At 64.1% G+C, this 21,381-nt stretch carries 23 protein-coding genes; 12 read left to right on the forward strand and 11 right to left on the reverse strand.

The genetic code is table 11. From position 1 onward, the window contains the following. Both HGQ17_RS14285 and HGQ17_RS14290 read right to left on the reverse strand, forming a co-directional pair. Positions 1–593: HNH endonuclease signature motif containing protein (locus HGQ17_RS14285; protein ID WP_168888631.1), on the reverse strand; the 593-nt coding region annotated here is incomplete at its 3' end. 89 nt (positions 594–682) lie between these two features. Continuing rightward, positions 683–1,459, reverse strand: coding sequence for a DUF222 domain-containing protein (locus HGQ17_RS14290; protein WP_168888632.1), 777 nt, complete (start codon positions 1,457–1,459; stop codon positions 683–685). A 236-nt stretch (positions 1,460–1,695) separates the two neighbouring features. Between HGQ17_RS14290 and HGQ17_RS14295 the strand changes: the two genes are divergently transcribed. Then, the gene (locus tag HGQ17_RS14295; RefSeq protein WP_229503604.1) at positions 1,696–3,807 is read left to right on the forward strand and encodes a S9 family peptidase; all 2,112 of its coding nucleotides are present in this window, start codon (positions 1,696–1,698) and stop codon (positions 3,805–3,807) included. Here the strand turns inward: HGQ17_RS14295 and HGQ17_RS14300 are convergent. After that, on the reverse strand, positions 3,804–4,103 hold the full coding sequence (locus HGQ17_RS14300; protein WP_168888634.1) for an acylphosphatase: 300 nt from the start codon (positions 4,101–4,103) through the stop codon (positions 3,804–3,806). The two genes, HGQ17_RS14295 and HGQ17_RS14300, sit on opposite strands and share 4 nt — an antisense overlap. 206 nt (positions 4,104–4,309) lie before the next feature. Here HGQ17_RS14300 and thpD point away from each other — a divergent pair, with 206 nt between their 5' ends. Beyond that, on the forward strand, positions 4,310–5,227 hold the full coding sequence (gene thpD / locus HGQ17_RS14305) for an ectoine hydroxylase (protein WP_168888635.1): 918 nt from the start codon (positions 4,310–4,312) through the stop codon (positions 5,225–5,227). A gap of 108 nt (positions 5,228–5,335) precedes the next feature. On the opposite strand, the gene HGQ17_RS14310 is transcribed toward thpD, so the two are convergent. The 4 genes from HGQ17_RS14310 to HGQ17_RS14325 form a co-directional block, all read right to left on the reverse strand. Further along, on the reverse strand, positions 5,336–5,665 hold the full coding sequence (locus HGQ17_RS14310) for an RNHCP domain-containing protein (protein WP_168888636.1): 330 nt from the start codon (positions 5,663–5,665) through the stop codon (positions 5,336–5,338). Then, the gene (locus HGQ17_RS14315) at positions 5,662–6,609 is read right to left on the reverse strand and encodes a TrmH family RNA methyltransferase (protein ID WP_324615309.1); all 948 of its coding nucleotides are present in this window, start codon (positions 6,607–6,609) and stop codon (positions 5,662–5,664) included. Before HGQ17_RS14315 ends, HGQ17_RS14310 begins: the two co-directional genes overlap by 4 nt. 99 nt (positions 6,610–6,708) lie before the next feature. Continuing rightward, complete coding sequence (locus tag HGQ17_RS14320) at positions 6,709–7,557, reverse strand: hypothetical protein (protein ID WP_168888637.1); 849 nt, start codon at positions 7,555–7,557, stop codon at positions 6,709–6,711. Between the two features lie 95 nt (positions 7,558–7,652). Next, positions 7,653–8,042 carry a DUF1844 domain-containing protein gene (locus HGQ17_RS14325; RefSeq protein WP_168888638.1) on the reverse strand — a complete coding sequence of 130 codons (390 nt, stop codon included), beginning with the start codon at positions 8,040–8,042 and terminating at the stop codon, positions 7,653–7,655. Positions 8,043–8,100: 58 nt separating this feature from the next. On the opposite strand from HGQ17_RS14325, the gene infC reads away from it, so the two are divergent. The 9 genes from infC to HGQ17_RS14370 all read left to right on the forward strand — a co-directional run bounded on the left by infC (position 8,101) and on the right by HGQ17_RS14370 (position 17,934). After that, complete coding sequence (infC, locus tag HGQ17_RS14330; RefSeq protein ID WP_324615310.1) at positions 8,101–8,847, forward strand: translation initiation factor IF-3; 747 nt, start codon at positions 8,101–8,103, stop codon at positions 8,845–8,847. Between the two features lie 353 nt (positions 8,848–9,200). Then, complete coding sequence (gene rpmI, locus HGQ17_RS14335) at positions 9,201–9,395, forward strand: 50S ribosomal protein L35 (protein WP_120004476.1); 195 nt, start codon at positions 9,201–9,203, stop codon at positions 9,393–9,395. Between the two features lie 50 nt (positions 9,396–9,445). Then, complete coding sequence (gene rplT, locus HGQ17_RS14340; RefSeq protein ID WP_168888639.1) at positions 9,446–9,832, forward strand: 50S ribosomal protein L20; 387 nt, start codon at positions 9,446–9,448, stop codon at positions 9,830–9,832. Positions 9,833–9,983: 151 nt separating this feature from the next. Then, positions 9,984–11,210: a glycosyltransferase family protein gene (locus HGQ17_RS14345; RefSeq protein WP_168888640.1), complete on the forward strand. Its 1,227-nt coding sequence runs from the start codon at positions 9,984–9,986 to the stop codon at positions 11,208–11,210. Between the two features lie 16 nt (positions 11,211–11,226). Next, a complete protein-coding gene (locus tag HGQ17_RS14350) occupies positions 11,227–12,495 on the forward strand; it encodes a glycosyltransferase (protein WP_168888641.1) in 1,269 nt (422 codons plus the stop codon). Continuing rightward, entirely contained in the window at positions 12,492–13,730 is a 1,239-nt protein-coding gene (locus tag HGQ17_RS14355) for a glycosyltransferase family 4 protein (protein WP_168888642.1), read from the forward strand. The genes HGQ17_RS14350 and HGQ17_RS14355 overlap by 4 nt, the downstream gene beginning before the upstream one ends. Further along, the gene (locus tag HGQ17_RS14360) at positions 13,731–15,650 is read left to right on the forward strand and encodes an ABC transporter ATP-binding protein (RefSeq protein WP_324615311.1); all 1,920 of its coding nucleotides are present in this window, start codon (positions 13,731–13,733) and stop codon (positions 15,648–15,650) included. Continuing rightward, positions 15,647–16,837: a phosphotransferase gene (locus HGQ17_RS14365; protein WP_168888643.1), complete on the forward strand. Its 1,191-nt coding sequence runs from the start codon at positions 15,647–15,649 to the stop codon at positions 16,835–16,837. Before HGQ17_RS14360 ends, HGQ17_RS14365 begins: the two co-directional genes overlap by 4 nt. Continuing rightward, a complete protein-coding gene (locus HGQ17_RS14370; RefSeq protein WP_168888644.1) occupies positions 16,834–17,934 on the forward strand; it encodes a phosphotransferase family protein in 1,101 nt (366 codons plus the stop codon). Before HGQ17_RS14365 ends, HGQ17_RS14370 begins: the two co-directional genes overlap by 4 nt. A 2-nt stretch (positions 17,935–17,936) precedes the next feature. On the opposite strand, the gene HGQ17_RS14375 is transcribed toward HGQ17_RS14370, so the two are convergent. After that, positions 17,937–18,347 (reverse strand): hypothetical protein, encoded by a 411-nt coding sequence (locus HGQ17_RS14375; protein ID WP_168888645.1) that lies wholly within the window; start codon positions 18,345–18,347, stop codon positions 17,937–17,939. Positions 18,348–18,476: 129 nt separating this feature from the next. Here HGQ17_RS14375 and HGQ17_RS14380 point away from each other — a divergent pair, with 129 nt between their 5' ends. Beyond that, positions 18,477–18,953 carry a hypothetical protein gene (locus HGQ17_RS14380; protein WP_168888646.1) on the forward strand — a complete coding sequence of 159 codons (477 nt, stop codon included), beginning with the start codon at positions 18,477–18,479 and terminating at the stop codon, positions 18,951–18,953. A 95-nt stretch (positions 18,954–19,048) separates the two neighbouring features. On the opposite strand, the gene HGQ17_RS14385 is transcribed toward HGQ17_RS14380, so the two are convergent. The 3 genes from HGQ17_RS14385 to HGQ17_RS14395 all read right to left on the reverse strand — a co-directional run. After that, positions 19,049–19,285, reverse strand: coding sequence for a class I SAM-dependent methyltransferase (locus HGQ17_RS14385; protein WP_168888647.1), 237 nt, complete (start codon positions 19,283–19,285; stop codon positions 19,049–19,051). Positions 19,286–19,294: 9 nt separating this feature from the next. Continuing rightward, complete coding sequence (locus HGQ17_RS14390; protein ID WP_168888648.1) at positions 19,295–19,954, reverse strand: response regulator transcription factor; 660 nt, start codon at positions 19,952–19,954, stop codon at positions 19,295–19,297. Further along, positions 19,951–21,381, reverse strand: a 1,431-nt coding sequence (locus tag HGQ17_RS14395) for a sensor histidine kinase (protein ID WP_211090702.1), incomplete at its 5' end; no start/stop codon positions are given. The genes HGQ17_RS14395 and HGQ17_RS14390, both read right to left, overlap by 4 nt.

Consider the following 21,381-nt stretch of genomic DNA (forward strand, 5'->3'; position numbering starts at 1 on the left):
CACAGGGTATGGAGGTTCTCCCCGGTGGTGGCTCCACCGGTCTCATATGACTGTTTGTGGTCGATCTCTGCTGACCACCCGGGTTCGGTGCACCCGGGGGTCTGGCATTGCCCATCCCGAATCAGCACCGCATTGCGCTGATGATCCCGAGCAGTGCGTGATTCATACGTCTTAGTCAGAAGATTGTTGGCCTCGGGGTCAGTCTTAGCGATCCACTGGTCAATATCCTCGGCAGTGGTGGAGGCTGGCGCGGTGCGTGCCTTGGTGACGGTGAGGACTTCATCAACCCCGGTAGAGGTCCCCTCTTCAGCATCAGCCTCTGCGTTGGTGTTCTTGGCTACCCCGACTGCGTACCAGTCATGCTTCGCACTGCTATCCGCGGCGATAGCGCGAGCCTCCGAGGCGGGCAGCATCCAGGTCCGATCCCAACTAATGGCGGGATCATCAGACTCACCAGTCAGTGTCTTCACCGGGATGAGGATGCCAATCTTGGCCGCACCGGCTCCCGTGGGCTCGGGGATGGAGTTCGAGGGCGGTGGGAAAGCTGAGTCTGCTGCGGCGGTGGGCGTGAGGTCATGGGGCGTCTTACCCATGGAGGTGGGTCCAGTGGTATCAGCCCAGGGCAGGGGCTGGTGACCCTGCGAGTCGGCCCCTTCGGGCGAGGCGGCTTCCGCACTCGGTGTTACGAACTCACCCTGTAGCCCTCGGNCGCACTCGGTGTTACGAACTCACCCTGTAGCCCTCGGGTCAGGGCGTTGGTGAAGATGTCTGCCATCCGCTGGGTATGAGTCCGCTCCTCAACAGGCCCCTCGGCCTTAGTGCTACGGGCTTTGCGGGGCATGTTCCGCGCCATCGAATACAGCATCTGCTCAATCCGCGCAGCAGCCACCGTGGAGATCAGTCCATGGAACTTCGTGGAGCCATCACCCTGAGGCTCGAAAGCAATATAGTGCTTGTGCTTGGACCGCTCGTACCGTTCCTCATAAGCCTTAGTGTCCAGCTCAGGAACCCGCTGGTTCAACCAGTTCCCCAGTTCCGCGGAGTTCAGATCACGAGCCTTCGTAATCAGCTCCGAATCCAGTTTCTCCAGCAACTCGGGCCGGTGTGAGATCCCCTCAATAGCCCGGTTGACCTTCTGAACAGAAGCAAGATCAGCCTCACCCTCCAGATAGAGGGCATGGGTTTCAGGGAGCTTCTCAGCCACTGCTTCCACAGCGCCAATTAGTCGACGCACTTCAGGAACCGGTACGCCAAGCGCTTCGGCGCATTCACGGTAAACGTTCTTCTCAAACGCGTGAGTGGAGAAGGAGTGACTCCCCTTCATCTCGTCCATGCGCAGACTCTTATAGACCAGCAGGCGGGAAACCTTCTCAGCCTGCTCCCTCAGTTCACGTTTGTGGTGGTCACGGGCAGCTTCGAGCACCGAGTGCGCCTCATGTGTCGAAGTTTTCTTGCCCATGTTTCAAGTGTAGTAGAACACGTGTTCTAAATCAAGAGTTCTTAGAAATTTATTGCGCTAGAGTTTCCCCCAACCCTCCCCTTTCAATGCTCGTTCTGGTAAGAGGATCGCAACCCTCAACTCACACCCAAACGCACCTCGGACAATTCATTGCCAAATGCAACTAGTCTGGAACACTGTCTCTGGCCGAGACCTCGGCCACCTAAGAAAACGATGAGATGAGAAACGAGCACACCATGGCTGATCCCACGTTCTCCGACCTCGACCAGTACGTCGCTCACCCGCGGCTCGCTGGGCTGGCACTGAACCCCGCCGGCACTCGCCTGGTCACCACTGTCCAGACTCTAAACGCCAAGAAGAATGGCTACGTGAACTCCCTCTGGGAGATCGACCCCAGCGGCGAACAGCCGGCACGTCGACTCACCCGCAGCGCAAAGGGTGAGACCAACCCCGCCTTCACTGCAGCAGGCGACCTCTACTTCACCTCGGCCCGCCCCGATGCCCAGGACGAGGATGAGGACACGGCCCTGTGGTGCCTGCCAGCAGCTGGCGGCGAGGCCCATGTGGTCAACCGCCGTCCCGGTGGAGTCGGCGGCATCATCACCGCAGAAAAGGCCGATGTCACAGCAGTGACTGCTCCCCTGCTCCCTGGGGCCACCGATGAGGACACCCACCGCAAGCTGCATAAGGCTCGCAAGGAAGGCTCCGTGCAGGCGATCCTGCATGAGTCCTACCCCGTCCGGTTCTGGGACCACGATCTCGGCCCCGCCCGGCCCAGTCTCTTCCGCCTCGACACTGATGAGGAGCAGATCGAGACCACCGGCTCCGCTGCTGCACAGACCGAACCGGCCCGCAAGAAGCTGACCAACCTCCTCGAGGGTATTGGCGCCCGCTTCGCCTCCGATGTCCACATCAGCCCCGACGGCAGCTTCGCCCTCTTCGCCATCCGCGTGCCAGCGGCCAATGCTGATATGAGCGCCACTGTCGGCCGTGTGGACCTCACAACCGGTGAGTGGGAGATTCTCTTCCAGGACCCCGATCACACCTACACGCCCAGCATCATCAGCCCCGACGGAAAATACGCCGTCATCGGTGTTGCCAACCGCCCCACCCCCGAGCGCGCCATGCGTCCGGTGCTGCACCTGCTAGATCTGCAGACCCGCCAGCTGACTCTGCTGACCGAGGAGACCGATCTCTGGCTGACACCCACCACCTGGCTGCCCGATGGCAGCGGCTTCCTCGCCCTGGCTGACCAGAACGGCCGCGGCCCCATCTTCCGCGTCGACGTCGAGGTTTCCGGCGATACCGCCAAGGGCCAGACCGTGCAGATCACTCAGGATGACGCCACCTACACCAGCGCCATCGCCTCCCCTGAGGGTTCCGCCGCCTACGGAGTCCGCTCCAGCTACGCCTTCCCCTCCGAGGTGGTGCGGATCGAACTCGCCACCGGAGAGAGCACGAGGCTGCAGAACCCCACCGAGCGCCCCGAGCTGCCCGGGCGCCTCGAGGACGTCGAGACCACCGCGGAGGATGGTGTGCGCATCCGCGCCTGGCTGGCCCTGCCCGAGAGCGCCAGCGCCGATACCCCCGCTCCCCTGCTGCTGTGGATCCACGGCGGCCCGCTGAACTCCTGGAACGCCTGGACCTGGCGGTGGAACCCCTGGCTGGCCGTGGAGCAGGGTTACGCGGTGCTGCTTCCGGATCCCGCCCTGTCCACCGGCTACGGCCAGGAGTTCATCCAGCGCGGCTGGAACTCCTGGGGGGATAAGCCCTACACGGATCTGATGAGCATCACCGATGCGGTGGAGACCCGCGCCGATATCGACCAGACCCGCACTGCGGCCATGGGCGGTTCCTTCGGCGGCTATATGGCCAACTGGGTCGCCGGCCACACAGACAGGTTCAAGGCAATCGTCACTCATGCCAGCCTCTGGGCCCTGGACCAGTTCGGCCCCACCACGGATATGTCACCGTTCTGGCGGCGCCAGATCAACGCGGAGATGGAGGCCAAGCACTCCCCGCACTCCCATGTGGAGAACGTCGTGACCCCGATGCTGGTCATCCACGGGGATAAGGACTACCGGGTGCCCATCGGCGAGGGCCTGCGGCTCTGGTACGAGCTGTTGGAGAAGTCAGGGCTGCCCATGGACGCCGATGGCAACACCGTCCACCGGTTCCTCTACTTCCCGGATGAGAACCACTGGATCCTCAAACCCCAGCACGCCAAGATCTGGTACCAGGTGGTCTTCAACTTCCTGGCCGAGCATGTTCTGGGCGAGGAAACCCAGCTGCCCCAGGAGCTTGGCCTGAGCGCCCACACTGAAGAAAAGAACGACGACGACGCCTAACGGCGGACTTCAAACCCTGACTCCGGGAGGTCAGCCAGCTCCTCGCTGCTGGCCTCCCGGTCGTCTACCTCGCTGACCTCAGCCCGCTTGGGCCCCTTCTTGCACCAGTTCAGCAGGGAGTCCACAGCCGGCCCCTCGCCGCCGACCACGAGTTCCACCGCGCCGTCGTCGGTATTTGCCACCCAACCCACCAGGCCCAGCTCATCGGCCTGCCGTTTGGTGGAATTGCGGTAGTTGACTCCCTGGACTCTGCCGGTGATCCGCGCGAACCGTCCGGTGCTGAATGAAGTTGCCATAGCGACCAGTGAATCAGACTCCCGCAGAGCCTGTGAAGGACCTGCGGATCCCCGGCCTGCGGGACCATGTCAGGGGTGTCGCACCCGGTTGCAGTTCTGTCCAGCCCTGTTAGTGTCCAGTTACGGTGGCACAAAGAGGTGCCTGCCACATTTGGTCATAACTGAAATATCACTGAACTAGGTACGCGCAAGAAGGAGGGTCGTATATGACCACGGCTGTCAAGGCTGACACCACTACTGATCTCTATCCCACCCGGACCGGCGAACCGCCGCGGGTCATCCCCCGCGAAGAGCCCGTTGTTCAGGGCACCCCCGAGCAGGGCCCCATGGATGCACAGACCCTGCGCGGTTTCGACGAGAAGGGCTACCTCACCATCGACCAGCTCATCACCCCTGAGGAGCTGCAGCTGTTCAAGGATGAGCTGAAGCGGCTGGCCGAGGACCCCGAGGTCAAGAAGGACAAACGGACTGTCGTGGAGGCGAAGTCCAATGAGGTTCGTTCCATCTTCGATATCCACCGCAGCAACGAGATCTTCAAGAAGATCGCCAATGATCCGCGCGTGGTGGACCGCGCCCGGCAGATCCTGGGATCCGATGTCTACATCCACCAGTCCCGGATCAACTACAAGCCCGGGTTCGTGGGCAAGGATTTCACCTGGCACTCGGATTTCGAGACCTGGCACGCGGAGGACGGCATGCCCAGCCCCCGGGCGGTGTCTATCTCGATCTCGCTGACCGATAACTATTCCTTCAACGGTCCGCTGATGATCATGCCGGGCTCACATAAGCACTACATCGTCTGCCAGGGTGAGACCCCTGAGGACAACTACAAGCAGTCCCTGGTGATGCAGGGTGCCGGTGTGCCCGATCCGGGGATTCTCACTGAGTTCGCCGATAAATTCGGTATTGATGTGCTCGAGGGTCCCGCAGGCGGAGCGATTATGTTCGATTCCAACTGCATGCACGCCTCCAATGGGAATGTGACTCCCTACTCCCGGTCCAATGTGTTCATCGTCTACAACTCCGTGGAGAACACTCCGGTGGACCCGCCCTATGCGGCACCGAGCCTGCGCCCGGACTTCCTGGGCTCCCGGGACTTCACCCCGGCAGGCAACCAGGGCTGAGCGCCCTGCCCACGGGGTCTTCGATCGGACCCAAGATAAATACATAAATGACGACGACGGCGGCTCGCCCTGGGATTCTGGGACGGGTCGCCGTCGTCGTTGAGGCTTCTAGCGGAGCTCTGGGGGCTGTTGGAGGGCGATGAAGGTGTCGCGGTCGTCATCGGGGGCTAATTTATTGCGGTCCTCGGCCCCGCAGCGGGTGCACCGGTGGATGAGGATATAGCCCTTCTTCCCGGAGTAGTCCACGCTGACCGGTTCCATGGCCGCCCCGCAGTCGGCGGCCCGGTCACCGGGGGCGATGTCGACGTGTTTGGACCATAGGCAGGCCGGGCAGTGGTTGCGGTAGGAGCCTGAGGGGTGCTTGGGCACCTCACGTTCACAGTGCACACACCGGAAGCCGGTGTTCTCCACCTCGCGGGGGCTGGGGGCGTAGCTCACGGCTGTGGTCTCACCGGGTGCTCTCCGGGGTCTTGAGCCATGGCTGAGGCGTAGAGGCACAGCGCTCCGGCCACTGCCACATTGAGGGATTCAGCCTGACCGTAGAGCGGGATGGAGACGGTGTGATCAGCCAGCTCCAGCTCCTCGGGCGAGAGACCGTGGGCCTCATTGCCCAGCAGCCAGAAGGTCGGATCACTGAGCGCGACGTCGGCCTCTGCCTTCTGCAGGGTTTCGAGGCTGAGCTCGGCGTAACCGTGGGCGGCCAGCACCTGACTGTTGTGATCGCTCAGGGATTCGCTGAGCTCCTTGAGGTCGACACCGGTGGCAATCGGCAGGTGGAAATGCGATCCGGCCGCTGAGCGCACCGCTTTGGGCGCCCATGGATCTGCACTGCCTGGAGTCAGCAGGACAGCCTGTGCCCCGGCAGCATCGGCGGTGCGGATAACTGTTCCCACATTTCCGGGGTCCTGCAGACCGACCAGCACTGGCGCCAACTGAATGGACTGCGGATCCAGCACATCGAACGTCAATTCCGGGATCCGGCAGACGGCGATGAACCCCTGAGAGGTCTCAGCCTCTCCCATGGCTGCCAGCACCTCATCGGTGGCCTCCCTGAGGAAGATCCGTCCCTCGCGGGGCAGTTCCCGCTGGGGGTCGAAGAGCACGCCTCGAACTGCTTCGAGGAGGCTTGCCACATCGGGGTGGCGTTCCAGCGCATCGGGGTGGAAGTAGAGGGCATCCAAGCTCGGGAAATACCCATCCGGGGCGGCAGAGGGCTCCTCGGATTCCCAGCTGCGCAGCCAGAGTTTCAAGGCTTCGCGCACCGGCTGGGGGCCTTCGGCCAGGAAGAGGCCCTGCTTCTTTCGCCCGGCACGGGTAGCCAGCTGGGCAACCTTCTTGACCCGCTGGCTGCGCGGGTTGTCCATCAGATACTCATCGCTCACAGTCCCATTCTGCCCGGAAAGCGGCTAGGGCGCCGCCTCCTGGATCGGGAGACAGCGCCCTAGCGTAGAAATCTGACGGCTATTGCCGTGGTGAGCCGATCAGCTGGCGGACTCGTACTTGTCCAGCTGGAGGTCAGCCAGTTCCTCGAGGTACTCAGAACCCTCACCCATTGTCAGGGCCATGATCTCGGTGTTGCCGTCCTCGTAGACGAGGATGTCGATGGCCTGTTCCATACCTTCCATGCTCATCACCATGGAAAGGCCTTCCCAGTCCTCGTAGGTGAGGTACTCGAAGGTCATATCGATGCTCATACCGGCCTCTTCATTGGTGAAGGTCTCGCCCTCACACTCCTGAATGAGGTCGAAGTCGGAGGCAGCCGCGGGATCGGAGTAGCTCATGATCGCTACCTGCAGCACACTGGGATCTGCCTGGTCGCCGTACATACCCATATTGGCAGCACCGGTGACCTCTACGTCAGTATGGCTGTCCTCGAAGGCCGCAGGGTTCTGGAAGTACTCCGCGTACTCCTCGCAGTCGTTGATGAGGCCCTCATCGGGCATGGACATCGCCTCGGAGAGGCTCTCCTCTGCCATGAAATCCTCAAACTCCACCGGGAACTCATCCTCGGTCAGCAGCAGTTCGCTGATCTCTTCCTCGGAGAGCACGTCACCGGCGAAGGGGCCGTCGCCACCTTCATCCTCGGCTGCGTCCTCTTCCTCTTCAACGGGCTCCTCGGCGTCTTCATCGGCATCGTCTTCGACGACGTCGGCCTCGTCCTCGTCTGCTTCTTCGTCCTCTGTGGTTTCCTCGGTGGTCTCCTCAGCGGCGGTATCGTCGCCGTTGGCGTCGTCGTCGCCGTTGTCCCCGTCATCACCGCAGGCGGTGAGCATCAGGGCAGAGACGCTGAGCACAGCAGTGCCCCACCAGAACCGGTTCTTTGTAGCCATAATCCACTTATCTCCGTTCATCACACCGGCCCCGGTTGCTGGGGCCGCAAGGGACAGCCCCGATGTTACGGGAGCGCCTGGCGCATTGGAATTATTTAGCTCACCGGGCCGGTGAATTTTTCACCCGGCCCCTTGCCCGGGGCGTCCTGGATGGTGGATTCCTCGCGGAAGGCCAGCTGCAATGAGCGGACACCATCGCGCAGCGGGGCTGCGTGGGTGCCGCCGACCTCGGGGGCTGCCGCAGTGACCAGACCGGCCAGAGCGGTGATCAGCTTACGAGCCTCATCGAGGTCTTTGAGCTCTTGAGCATCGGGCCCCTCAGCCAGCCCAGTCTTGACGGCTGCGGCACTCATCAGGTGCACAGCCACCGTATTGATGAGTTCCACTGCGGGAACCTCGGCGATATCGCGGGCCTGGCCGCCGACCAGATTCTGGAGTTCTTCCTGATCTGGTGCCTGCCCGGGGGTGTTCTGCTCACTAGTCATACTGCTAAGATTCTCATAGTCGTTTTGAGCCGCGCCAGCGCGTGCCCGAAAACGTACCGTGACAATAATCATCGAATCAGGAGCAGGACAGATCAGCGAACCACGCATCAATAACCGCATCCGAGTGCCCGAGGTCCGCCTCGTAGGTCCCCAAGGGGAACAGGTGGGCATCGTCAGAATCGAAGACGCACTGCGACTAGCGGGCGAGGCTGATCTGGACCTTGTGGAGGTGGCTCCACAGGCCAAACCGCCGGTCTGCAAACTGATGGACTTCGGTAAGTGGAAGTACGAGGCCGCCGTGAAGGCCCGTGAGTCCCGGAAGAACCAGTCCACCACCACCCTGAAGGAAGTTCGCTTCCGCCTGAAGATCGACGATCACGACTACCAGACCAAGGTCGGTCACGCTCGTCGCTTCCTCGAGGCCGGTGACAAGGTCAAGGCCATGATCCAGTTCCGCGGCCGTGAGCAGCAGCGCCCCGAGATGGGTGTCCGCCTGCTGCAGCGCTTCAGCGAGGATGTCGAGGACCTCGGCCAGGTCGAGTCCTCCCCCCGCCAGGACGGCCGTCATATGGTCATGGTGGTCGGCCCCCTGCGCACTAAGGCACAGCAGGCCAAGGCTGCCTCCGCCGGTGACGGTGAGGTCGCCGATAATGAGGAGAACAAGGCTCAGGCCAAGGCTAAGAACGAGCGTCGCGCTCGGAAGACCCAGGAACGCCAGAAGCGGGTCTCCACCGAGAAGAAGGACGTCAAGCCGCTGTCGAACTCGATGGCTGATTACCTCCCGGACGAGCTCAAAAACCTCTAAGAGGCCCAGTGAGGGCGTCCAGCCGCACCTCCTAGAACATTGGAACGATGCCCCATCGCGGTGGGTCGGAGGTGCGAACCCGGAGGATCCTCCCTGACGTGGCGAGGCTTTCGGCGTAGCCGAAAACTCGCGAAGGATGAGGTGTCGAGGCGGAGGGGCACCCACCGCGATTAGAGCTTCTGGCAGTTCTGCCGTAGACTAGTGCGTTGGGTCTGCGCTCACGCGCGCCCACTTGCCAAAGGGATCACCAGCCTCCAGGGGCCGTGGCGATCCACCTGTGCACCGCCGCCGCAAGTTTCTGATGCGGCACAAAGGTGTTCACAGGTCCGAACGAATGTAAGGAGTACGGCACTATGCCGAAGAACAAGACTCACTCCGGAGCAAAGAAGCGGTTCAAGCAGACCGGCTCCGGCAAGATCAAGCGCCAGCAGGCCAACCGCCGCCACTACCTGGAGCACAAGTCATCGCGTCTGACCCGTCGCCTGGCCTCCGACCAGATCGTCACCAAGGCCGACGAGAAGCGCATCAAGAAGATGCTGGGCCTCTGAGTCCCAACGCATCAGCAAGATTAAAGACTTAGCTCACAGGAGAAACAACAATGGCACGTGTGAAAAGGGCTCTGAACGCCCACAAGAAGCGCCGCAAGGTCCTTGACCGGGCCTCCGGCTACCGTGGACAGCGCTCCCGCCTCTACCGCAAGGCAAAAGAGCAGCTGCTGCACAGCTACACCTATAACTACCAGCACCGCAAGAAGCGTAAGGGCGACTTCCGCCGCCTGTGGATCCAGCGCATCAACGCTGCTTCCCGCGCTCACGGCCTGACCTACAACCGTTTCATCCAGGGCCTGAAGGCCGCGGGTGTCGAGGTCGACCGTCGCATGCTGGCTGAGCTGGCCGTCTCCGATGCCAAGGCCTTCGAGGCACTGGTCGAGACCGCTCGCAACGCTCTGCCTGAGGACGTCAACGCCCCCAAGGCCGCAGCCTAATCAGTTAGCCAATTACGCCACCGATGGCGCCGTCTTCCCTATCAAGGGGAGGCGGCGCCATCGTCGTTTAACTCGAAAATGAGAGAAACCGGGCCAATCTCTCATCTTTCCCTCATGGTGATCTCACACTGGCCGGCCAGAGTGGATCACTATGAGCATCACTGTCGCCATGTACTCCCACGATTCGGTGGGACTCGGCCACGCCCGGCGCAACCGGGCCCTGGCCTATGCACTGGCTGCCGATCTTCCCCGCATCACTGGCCAGCGCGTCCGCGGACTGTTGGTGGCCGGACACCCCGATGCCACCGCCGATGCCCTCCCCGAGGGCTGGGACTGGCTGGTGCTGCCCGGATTCACCCGCACCACCTCCGGCTATGAGTCCCGGCACCTGGATGTCAGCACCGAGCGGCTCTGGCATCTGCGCAGCGCCACCGCCGCAGCCGCCCTGCAGGCCATCAGCCCCGATCTGCTGATCGTCGACCGCCACCCCTTCGGTGTCGACGATGAGCTGCTGCCTGCCCTGGAGACCATGCGCGATACCGGCACCCGCTGTGTCCTCGGTATGCGTGAGGTCCTGGACTCCCCCGAGGTAGCCGAACGTGAATGGCAGCGAATCGGTGGCCCCGCCGCCGTCGCCCATTACTACGACGCCGTCTGGGTCTACGGCGACCAAAACGTCTACGACCCCGTAGCCACCGGAGAGATCCCCGGCCAGCTGACCGAACGCACCCGTTTCACCGGCTACCTCGCCCACGGCCGTCCCGATGACCCCCTGACCAGCTCCAGTGTCCGGGTTGAGCAGCCCTATATCCTCACCATGGTCGGCGGCGGCTCCGACGGCGGCCCCCTCGGCCTGGCCGCAGCTCAGGCGAAGATCCCTGCCGGGCACCGGCACATCATCCTCACCGGCCCCCAGATGCCCGAATCCGATCACGACCAGATCCTCGAGGCAGCCCGCAACAACGCCGAATACCGCAGCCAGATCCGGGTCGACCGCTACGCCCCGCATGTGCCCAAACTGGTCCGCGATGCCGCCGCCACAGTCTGCATGGCCGGTTATAACTCCATGGCCGAGGTCATGGCCACCACGACACCTGCCCTGGTCGTCCCGCGCAATTCCCGCCGGCAGGAACAGCCCCGCCGTGCTGCAGCCCTGGCTGCCGCCGGAGCGGTGCAGATGCTGCCAGCCGAGGAGCTGAACCCCCAGGAGCTTTCGACTTGGTTCGCCGGGGCCGTCGACCGGCGCACTCTCCGCGATGCCATCGATCTCGACGGGCTCAGCGCCGTCGGGGACCTGGCCGCAGAACAGATCCAGTCTTTCCGGCAAACACCGGCAGCAACACCGCAATTCACCGCACCGATCCAGAGAGTCCACTGAGAAAGAGGTCAACACTATGGCACCCACACCGGTCGTCGGATACGTCCTGAAGATGTACCCCCGGTTCTCCGAGACCTTCATCGTCTCCGAGATCCTCGCCCGCGAAGCCGCCGGCGAGCGCGTGGTCATCTTCAGCCTCCGCACCCCCACAGACACCCGATTCCACTCCGAACTGGGCAAGGTCAAAGCCCCAGTCATCCAGATCCCCCGCACCTCCAATGCCGCCAAGATGTGGGCCCGGATGGGTGAGGCGGGCCAGGCCGCCGGTCTCGGCGAGGGCATCCAGTCGGTTATCCCCGAGCTGCTGGCCACCGAGGCCGATAACGCCTTCCAGTCGGTGATGCTGGCCAAGGCCGCCAACGACCACGGGGTCACCCACCTCCACGCCCACTTCGCCTCGGTATCGACCACAGTGGCCCGGCTCGCCGGGGCGATCGCCGGGATCCCTTACTCCTTCACCGCCCACGCCAAGGACATCTTCCACGAGGATGTCGACCAGGCCGAACTGGAGCGGAAATTCGCTGACGCCCACCATTCGGTGACCATCTCGGAGTACAACCTCCGGGATCTGCAGCGCCGCTTCCCGGCTGCCACCGAGAACCTCCACCTGGTCCGCAACGGACTAAACCTGGAGCGCTTCCCCTATGAGCCGCGGACCAATACCCGGGCTGTTCCCCGAATCCTGGCAGTGGGCCGACTAGTGGAGAAGAAGGGCTTCGGCCTGCTGATCGAGGCGGTGGCGGCACTGCGTGACCGGGGAATCCGGGTCCAGGCCGATATCGCAGGCGACGGCCCCCTGGCCGCCGCACTGGAGACCCAGATCGCCGAACTCGACCTCCAGGACCAGGTCCACCTCCTGGGTCCGCGCACCCAGGCTGAGGTCACCGCCCTGATGGGCTCCCATGACGTCTTCGCCGCTCCCTTTGTCATCGGCTCCGACGGCAATGCCGACGGGCTGCCCACCGTTCTGTTGGAGGCCATGGCCCGCGGCATCCGCTGTGTGGCCGCGGAGGTCACCGCCGTCGGCGAGGTCATCCGCCACCGGGAGACCGGCTGGCTGGTGCCCACCGGGGATATGCCCGCCCTGACCGAAGCCCTGGCTGAGGCCGTCCGGCCCGGTGACCACAGCCCACTGACCGATGCCGCCCGCAGCCTGGTCCAGGAGCAGTTCGACTCCAACCGGCAGGCCGGCCAACTGCGTCAGCTGTGCTCGCCGACCGGGGCTGATTCCACCGAGAACCATCAGGAAACCGTCTCGACAACACCTGCGGAGGTCATGCAGTGAAAATCGCCTATGTTCTGGCTGATCCAGGAATCGGCATCTTCGGCACCAAGGGCGCCAGCGTCCACGCCCAGGAGATCATCCGTGCCCTGCGCCAGCTGGGCCATGAGGTCACCGTCTTCTGCACCAAACGGGGCAATAAGCACGGTGAACCCGAGACTGAGTTCGTCCCCGGGGATCTGCGGGACCTACCGGTCTTCGTGGTCCCGGTGGCCGGGGTCAAAGGTGCTGCCGCTCGTGAGCAGGCAGTTCTGCGCACCAGCCACCGGATGGCCGATCTGGTCATCGAGGGCGGTTTCGACCTCATCTATGAGCGCTACTCCCTGTTCTCCACCGCCGGTGCCACTGCGACCAGGCAGACCGGCGCCCCGCTGATCGTGGAGGTCAACTCGCCGCTGCTGGCCGAGCAGTCCACCCACCGCAGCCTGCACGACAGCGATACCGCCATGCAGACCACCCTTCAGACTTTCGCCGCTGCGGCCCTGCTCAGCTGTGTCTCCACTCCGGTGGCCGACTGGGTCCGCTGCCTGATAGCCCCGGACAGCTCCTCGGGCACCCCGCAGATCCAAGTCTCCCCCAATGGGGTCAACACCCAGCGGTTCAGCCCGCGTCCGGTGTCTGAAACCACCGACGACGCCGAGAACTCACCTTTTACAGTCGGGTTCCTGGGCACACTGAAGCCCTGGCACGGTACCGAGACGCTGCTGGAGGCATTCGCCAGCGCCCCGGCCACCGGTCGTAACAGCTGGCGGTGTGAGATCCTCGGGGACGGCCCACAGCGTCAGCAGTTGGAGGATCTGGCCGCCCAGCTGGGCATCCGCGATCAGATCATCTTCCACGGTGCTGCCGCCCCTGAGGAGGTTCCCCAGGTGCTCTCCCGGTGGGATGTCGGCGTTGCCCCTTATCCGGCGACCCAGCAGAGCAGCACCCACTATTTCTCCCCGCTGAAGATCTATGAGTACCTCGCCGCCGGTCTGCCGGTGATCGCCTCGGAGGTCGGTGAGATCCCCAGTGTCATCGACCACGGCCGCACCGGACTGCTGGCGCCCGGCTCCGATACCGGTTCGCTGGCTGCCGCTCTGGCCCAGCTGGCCGGTGACCGGCAGCGCCGACAGTCCATGGGTGCAGCCGCCCGCGCCGAGGCCGAGCAGAAGCACAGCTGGCTGGCTCGAACCACCGATATTCTGCGTGCCGCCGGTCTTCCGGCGCCGCTAGCTGCCCAGGAGGTGGCCACCTAAGTGAGCAAGAACTCCGCCAAACTCAACCGTCAGGCTCTGATGCGCACCCTGAAGATGGTGCTGCCCTTCGTGAAGCGGCATAAGCTGCTGGTCGGGCTGGGCTTCCTGGCGCTGATGGGCGATGTACTCTTCCGCATTCTGGAGCCCTGGCCGGTCAAACATGCCGTGGACACAGTCTCCGATGCCCTGGGCGCGGAACTGGCCAGCTCCGCTGACGGCTCAGACAATGTCGCAGGCGTCATCGTCTTCTGGTCCATCGCCCTGGCGCTGATCGTCGGCGGCCGGGCCCTGTGCAACTACGCCTCCACCATCGCCTTCGCCAAAACCGGGGTGAAGGTCGCCGCCCAGCTGCGCACTAAAGTCTTCGAACATATCCAGTCGCTGTCCCTGCGGTATCACTCCAAGGCCAGTATCGGGGATACCTCCCAGCGGCTGGTCGGGGATATGGGCCGGCTGCAGGAGGTCGCAGTCACCGCCGGCCTGCCGCTGATGGGCAATCTCCTGACCCTGGTGACCCTGTTCATTGTGGTCATTGTGCTCAACCCGGTGCTGTCGCTGATCGTGATGGCCACCGCGGTGGGCTACCTCCTGGCCTCCCGGGTGTTGACCCCGCAGATCACCTCGGCCTCCCGCGCCACCCGTAAGGGCGAGGGCCAGCTGGTCGGCGATGCCGCCGAGGCCCTGGCGGCCATCCGCGTGGTGCAGGCCTACGGCCTGGAGGGCACTGTGGCCTCCGGCTTCGCCGCCGGCAATAAGAAGGCCCTGAAGGCCGGGATCCGGGCTCGGCGCCTGGCTGCCCGCCTCGAGCGCTCCACTGACCTCTTCGTCGGTATCGCCACTGCTGTGGTGCTGGGCTTCGGCGGCTGGCAGGTGCTGGCCGGGACCATGACCCCCGGCGATATGGTGCTGTTCCTGATGTACCTGAAGATCGCGATGAAGCCGCTGCGCGATATGGCCAAGTACACCGGCCGGATCGCCCGGGCCACTGCCTCCGGTGAGCGGATTGCCGATCTCTTGGATGAGCCGGTGGAGATCCGTGACCCCAAGGATCCAATGCCCATGCAGCAGGTCCGAGGGGAGCTGAACTTCTGGAATATCAGCGCCACCGACGGCCGGGGCGCTCCCCTGTTCGAGAACCTCAACCTGCATATCCCCGCCGGTCAGCGGGTCGGTCTGCTGGGCCCCTCCGGTGCCGGAAAGTCCACCCTGACCGGGTACCTGTTGCGCCTGGCCGATCCCGATTCCGGGGCCGTGCTCGTGGATGGCTACTCCGCCAAGAACGTCTCCCGGGCCGAGCTGCGCGGCAATATCGCAATGCTGCTGCAGGAGTCCGTGCTTTTCTCCACCACGATTGCTGAGAACATCCGTTACGGCCGACAGTCGGCCACCGATGAGGAAGTGATCAATGCCGCCCAGCGGGCCGGGGCCCATGACTTCATCATGCGTCTGCCCGAGGGCTATGACACCGTGCTGGGCAACCGCGGCGATACCCTCTCCGGGGGTCAGCGTCAGCGCATCGCCATCGCCCGCGCCCTGGTCCGTGATGCGCCGATCGTCCTGCTGGATGAGCCCACCTCCGGGTTGGATCCAGCCTCCCGTGCCACAGTGGAGGAGTCCATCCGTGAGCTGACCCGGGACCGCACGACCGTGGCGATCACCCATGATCTGTCCATGATCCAGGGGCTGGACCGGGTGCTGTGGCTGGAGGACGGCTGCATCGCCGAGGACGGTTCTCCCCAGAACCTGCTGCAGGACCCCGAATCGAAACTCGCCCAGTGGGCCGCCAGCCAGCGGCAGTCCATGGACACCGCCGTGGGCGACAAGAACACCGACGACGACGCCGTCGACCCCCAGGGCAGCCTCCCCAGCGCCCATGATGTCCTGATCCCTGCCCGAGATTTGAACGAGGTACGCTCTTGAGCTCCATCACCGGCAAATATCTGCCCCCGCTGGCTGAGGCCGACAGCCTCGCCGCAGCTGCGGCGAAACTGGAGCAGGCCGCCGAGGTCCTCTCCCCCGCGGGGCTCTCTGAGCTGCTGCAGAAGCATGTCAGCATCACCCATGCCCGGATGAAACCCGGTCACTCCGTGGTGGTCGCCCACTCCGATCTCGCTGAGGGCGCCCACGCCTGGACCATGCTGACCAATGATCCGGATAAGTTCAGCAAGGCCCAGCTGCGGGCCCAGGGCTGCGACCAGGAGTTGGAAGTCCACCAGAACACCGGGGAGCGGTTCCTCTACAGCGGCTCAGTCTGGGCCGATCCTGCCCTGTCCAAGGAGCTGGCTGCAGCCCGGACCGCCCTGGATGAGCAGGAAGGCCGCGAGGTCAACTGGCAGATTCTGCGGTTCAACCCGCGTCGTCGGGTGGTCGCCGTCGTCGATGCCGGCCACCATCCCAAAGTGGTGCGGGTAGTCGCCCCGGGGACCGATCTGAAGCTGGAGACGGCCCGCCGGTGGCGGCAGCTGGGACTGCCGGTGACCAATGTCTCGGCTCTCGGCCAGCGCGGTACGGCAAGTATCGCCCCGCTGTGGGGAGCCGGTGACCTCTCCACACATCCCTATGCCCCTGCCGCCCGGACTGCCGGTGCCGCTGTTGCCCAGCTGCATTCAACCGGCCGGGCAGAGGCCTGCGGGGACCGCCCCCATGCCGATCCGAAGCAGGCTGCCGCTGCCCTGGTCCGGATTGCCCCCTGGCTGGCGGAGCCGGCCCACCGGGTAGCAGAGCAGACTGCGGCAAGGCTGCAGCGCAGCCTGGATTCAGCAGCCGCGGAGATCCATGGGGATCTCTCCCCGGATCAGATCATCCTGGCCGCAGAGACCAGCCATAAGATCCGCATCATCGATCTGGACCGGGCAGGCTGCGGCCACCCCATGCGTGATCTGGGGTCCTGGGCTGCTGCCTGCCGGAGGGATGACCGCCCAGAGCTGTTGGAGTCGTTCCTGAGCGGCTATCAGGAGCATGCCGATATCTCCGCTGATGACCTCAATGCCTGGGAAGCCTATGCGCATCTGAGCAGTGCCACCGAGTTCTACCGGCACCGTCAGCCGGATTGGCCGCAGCTGACCCTGCGCGCCCTGGAACGTGCCGAGGAGGCCCTTAACCGATGAATACCGCCCCGATGCCTGTTATCACTGTGACCACCCCACCGGCTCTGGCCGCGCCCACCGGTGCCCAGATGCTGCCACCGCAGCAGATTGAGACCGAATACGGACTGCTGACCGTGACCCGGGCCTGGCCGCTGCCCCCTGAACCGGAGGCCACCGGACGAACCCTGGCCCTGGAACTGAAGAACAGCAGCTCGGAGGTCTTCGCCGGCTTCTGGCAGACCGATGCGCTGCAACTGCTCACCCCCGGTCGGGACCCCAAACTGCGGGCCCTCAAGCAGCTGCTGAAAGCCGATGGCGCTGAGATCGTCTCCCACCGGCCGGCCAAACGCGCGGTGGTTCGCCACAACCAGGGCCAAGGCAGTGTCTACACCAAGGTGGTCAAAAACGGTAAGGCCACCGGGATTCTGGACGGGATCCGCCGGGCTGAGCCCTTTGCGGCCCAGTTCCGCACCCCGGAGATCCTGGACAGTGATGAGTCTACGGTGACCTTCTCCGCCCTGGCCGGAGCCAGCCTGCATAATCCAGCTGAGTTCACCGCCGAGCAGTGGTCCCAGGCCTGGGCTGAGGTCCTGGAGGCCTGGACCGCGGCCAGCTCCACCACCAGCCGGCCCACGGGAAGTCTCATTCACCGTGCCGAGGCCGAGGTTGGGGTACTGCGGCACTGGCTGCGCCTGGTGGAGGATTTCCTGCCTGACCGGGAATCAGCCGAGGCCAATGTCGAGGAGATCATCACTCAGCTGCAGCGGCTCACCGAGGAGGATCTGCGGCCCACCCACCGGGACCTACACGATAAGCAGCTGCTGTGGTCACCGGATCTGGGGCCGGGACTTCTGGATCTGGACACCGCCTGCCTGGCCAACCCTGCCCTGGATCTGGGCAACCTGCGAGCCCATGCGCTGCTGCGCCGACTGCAGGGGCTCTGGAGCAGCGAGCAATCGGAGACCGTGCAGTTCTGTGTGGACTCAGCCGCGGAATCCAGTGCGGTCTCCCGTGGCGCGGTGGCCGTCTACGAACGGGCCGCCCTGCTGCGGCTGGGCCTGGTCTACGCGGTTCGCCCCCAGTACGCCGATGTGGCCGCTGAGCTGCGCCAGATGTGAGGCTAAGCCTGCTGTTCCAGCCACTGTTGGGTGGGCCGGACGAAGAGCAGGAACAGGGCGACGGCGGCGGGGACCAGGAAGGCAAGTCCCATCGTCGTCGCCCCTCCTGCGAAGAAGTTGAAGGAGAGCACCACCAGCAGCAGCTGCAGCACCATTGCGGGTGTGCGGGCGGCCGATGAGCCCATGAACAGTCGGAAGGCGAGCATGATCAGCACTACCCCGGCCAAGAGGATCAGCACCAGCAGTGCGATATTGCCGGCGGCGTCGAGGTATTCGCCGAAGCCGGTCAGCACGACCTCTCCGATACTGGCCAGGATCACCGCCGAACCCTGCAGGAACAGGATGACGTACACCACCCATATCGAGGTGGGGCGTGCAGGCTGTGCCGAGGAGGCTGAGGGCGAGTCAGGCATGCCCACTATTCAATCACTTCACCGAAGATGAGAAACTTCTCATTTTCCTCTTATGGTCCTCTCACTTTCACCGGGAAGACTGAACTCTAAGATCGCAAGAACTATGCAGTACAAGGAGCACCTGATTCCATGAGCCGACAGACCACCTGGGTCATGACTGGAGCGCTGAGCATTGTCGCCCTCGGCGGCGGCACTGCTGTGGTCTCTGCTATGGGGCAGGACACCGACCAGGAGTTCGGTCCTGCTGTTGAGGTGACCACCGCTCCCGAGCCCAGCGGCTCCCCCAGTGAAAGCCCCTCGCCGAGTGAGACCGCAGAGCCGACGACGGCGGCCTCGCCGACCACCACGCCCAGCCCCTCCCCGGAGAGCCCGAGTGAGACACCCTCGGAGACCTCGGACTCCGGCGGGTCCCAGGGTTCAGACGGCCAGGGCTCCGGCAGTCAGGGTGGCCAGGGTGGTCAGGGCACACAGACCACTCAGGCCCCGGCGCCCACGGCTCAGCCCAGCACGGTGAATCCGGCTCCCCCGCAGACCTGGAACTCTCCCTCCACCTGGTCCCCGGTCTCCCCTGAGAGCTGGTCGGCTCCCAGCTCCCCGTCAACCTAAACCGGTGGCGGGTACCGCAGCTGTCATCTACTGGCGATGACCACCAGGCTGCCCACATCCTGGCCGACCGGTTCCCTCTGAAAACCGCCGAAGACTTAGACTTCCTCGACCCTGAAGCCTGCCTCGGTCAGCATCGACCGCAGATGCTCCTGTGAACGCCCGGTTACTGAATTCACCTTAGCGGCGATGCGGGTGGTGATCCGGCCTGTTCCGCAGCCGAGGTCCAGCACCCGCGCCTCGGGGTTCTCGGTGGCGAATCTCAGGAAGAATTCGTCATCGGGACCCCAGCTGTTGACGGCGTCGTAGAGGTTCGCCGCATGTTCTTCAGTCATGCCCGCATGCTAGACGTCGAGGCGGTAGCCGACTCCCCGGATGGTTTTGATCGCTTCGGGACCGACTTTCGCCCGCAGGTAGCGGACGTAGACATCGACCAGATTCGAACCGGGGTCGAAGCTGTAGCCCCAGACCATCTCCAGCAGCTGCTCCCGGGAGAGCACCTGTCCGGGGTGGCGCATTAACGTCTCGGCGAGGGTGAACTCCCGGGAGGAGAGCTCATGCTCGGCTCCGTCCACCCGGACTTTGCGCGAGTGCAGGTCCAGGGTCAACCGGCCGGCGGTCAGAGTTGTGGGCTCATCGGCCGAGCCCCCGCGCAGCCGCAACCGGATCCGAGCCAGCAGCTCGTCGATGCTGAAGGGCTTGGCCATATAGTCATCCGCCCCGGATTCGAGACCTTTGACTGTATCGGCCGGGGTGTCGCGGGCGGTGAGGATGATGACCGGGGCGTTGAAGCCTTTGGCCCGCAGCCGCGTCAGCAGTCGAAGTCCGTCCTCATCGGGCAGACCGAGGTCCAGGATGGCCATATCGACTTCCACATTGAGCGCGAATTCGAAGCCCTCACCAGCCGTGGCCGCCAGGACTGTGGCGTAGCCGGCCGAGCGCAGCCCCTTCTCGACGAAGGAGGCGATCCGGTCCTCATCCTCGATGATCAGAATATGGGTCACTGGTTGGTCCTTCCTGGCAGTTCAGTGGTCGGCTGAGGGTCTTCATAGACTGTCTCAGCCTGCTCCTCGGCGCTCAGCTGAGGAACCGGATGCTGCCCGTGGGTCAGCGAGTCTTCCTGGTGGGATTCAATCACGCTATTGGGCAGGATGATCCGGAAGGTTGTTCCGGCCCCGAGTTCGGATTCGACCTCGACCCGGCCGGAATGGCCCCGGGCGATGGCATCGACAATCGGCAGTCCCAGCCCGGATCCGGGTTTGGAGGTATCGCTGCGCTGAAAGCGTTCGAAGACCCGATCCACGTCCTCGGCGGGGATCCCGGCCCCCTGGTCTCGGACGGTCAGCACGGTATCGCTTTCGGAGATATGGGTGCTCAACGCCACCACCGATCCCGGGGGTGAGAACTTCACGGCATTGGCTGCCAGCTGCACCAGGGCCTGGGTCACCCGCTCCCTGTCCAGCACAACCTGGCCCTCAGCGCGTTCGGGGATCAGCCACCTGCGGTCGCCCAGGGCCAGCACCTTGTCGTAGACCTCGTCGGTCAGCGTGCCCAGCTCCACCGGCTCCGGCTGAACGAAGTCAGGCCTATCTGCCTGAGCCAGCGTGGTGAGGTCGTCGACCACCCGGTTCATGCGTTTGAGCTCATCGAGGGTCAGCTCGCGGGTGGCGGTGACATCCTGCTCATCACCGGTGTCGAGCACCTCGAGGTGCCCACGGACAATGGTCAATGGGGTGCGCAGCTCGTGGCTGACGTCGTGGATCAACTGTTCCTGGGCGATGAAGGCACCTTCGAGCCGGTCGAGCATCTCATTGACCGACTGGGTCATCTCGGCGAGATCGTCCTTACCGGTAACCGGGATCCGTTCGGAGAGGTCCTCACGGGTGATCCGCCGGGCGGTCTGGGCCAGCAGACCGATCGGATGCAGCAGCCGGCCGGCCAAGAGCCAGCCCACCAGGGCGACCACGATCAGGGAGAAGATCGCGACCCCAGTGTAGTTGATGAATCCTTCGTTGAAGGTGGCCTTCTCAGCAGCCTGGTCATAGGCCAACACGAAGGCTGCAACTTCGGGATCCTCACCGTCCTCGGCACCCTCCCCCGGGGTTCCGTGAACAGGGACGACGACGGCGCGGTAGGTGGAGATATCAGTCTGGATGGTGGTGAAGTTCGCCTCATCGGCCATCGCGTAGTCCCGCAGAGCCTCGGCAAGCTCGGGGTCATCCTGCAGGGGGATATCGGCAACTGGGGAGGTGTACATAACCTCGCCCTCCACTAGCCCCAGGACTCCCTCATTGCGGGTGGGGATGATCCGCTCCATGGCAGTACGCACCAGATCGGAGGGGGATGCGAAGGGTTCGCCGGTTTGGGGGCTCTTCGTATTTGAGGGTGTAGAGGCAGGGACGGGGAGCAGCGGCGTGGCGGTGGCTGGATA

The sequence above is a fragment of the Nesterenkonia sedimenti genome, from assembly GCF_012641515.1.
Taxonomy (GTDB): Bacteria; Actinomycetota; Actinomycetes; order Actinomycetales; family Micrococcaceae; genus Nesterenkonia; species Nesterenkonia sedimenti.

Excerpts from the sequence above, each read along its gene's own strand:
- HGQ17_RS14295 (WP_229503604.1), top strand. The coding sequence starts at position 1,696 with ATGGCTGATCCCACGTTCTCCGACCTCGACCAGTACGTCGCTCACCCG.
- HGQ17_RS14300 (WP_168888634.1), bottom strand. The coding sequence starts at position 4,103 with ATGGCAACTTCATTCAGCACCGGACGGTTCGCGCGGATCACCGGCAGA.
- thpD (WP_168888635.1), top strand. The coding sequence starts at position 4,310 with ATGACCACGGCTGTCAAGGCTGACACCACTACTGATCTCTATCCCACC.
- HGQ17_RS14320 (WP_168888637.1), bottom strand. The coding sequence starts at position 7,557 with ATGGCTACAAAGAACCGGTTCTGGTGGGGCACTGCTGTGCTCAGCGTC.
- HGQ17_RS14325 (WP_168888638.1), bottom strand. The coding sequence starts at position 8,042 with ATGACTAGTGAGCAGAACACCCCCGGGCAGGCACCAGATCAGGAAGAA.
- rpmI (WP_120004476.1), top strand. The coding sequence starts at position 9,201 with ATGCCGAAGAACAAGACTCACTCCGGAGCAAAGAAGCGGTTCAAGCAG.
- rplT (WP_168888639.1), top strand. The coding sequence starts at position 9,446 with ATGGCACGTGTGAAAAGGGCTCTGAACGCCCACAAGAAGCGCCGCAAG.
- HGQ17_RS14345 (WP_168888640.1), top strand. The coding sequence starts at position 9,984 with ATGAGCATCACTGTCGCCATGTACTCCCACGATTCGGTGGGACTCGGC.
- HGQ17_RS14350 (WP_168888641.1), top strand. The coding sequence starts at position 11,227 with ATGGCACCCACACCGGTCGTCGGATACGTCCTGAAGATGTACCCCCGG.
- HGQ17_RS14370 (WP_168888644.1), top strand. The coding sequence starts at position 16,834 with ATGAATACCGCCCCGATGCCTGTTATCACTGTGACCACCCCACCGGCT.
- HGQ17_RS14375 (WP_168888645.1), bottom strand. The coding sequence starts at position 18,347 with ATGCCTGACTCGCCCTCAGCCTCCTCGGCACAGCCTGCACGCCCCACC.
- HGQ17_RS14380 (WP_168888646.1), top strand. The coding sequence starts at position 18,477 with ATGAGCCGACAGACCACCTGGGTCATGACTGGAGCGCTGAGCATTGTC.
- HGQ17_RS14385 (WP_168888647.1), bottom strand. The coding sequence starts at position 19,285 with ATGACTGAAGAACATGCGGCGAACCTCTACGACGCCGTCAACAGCTGG.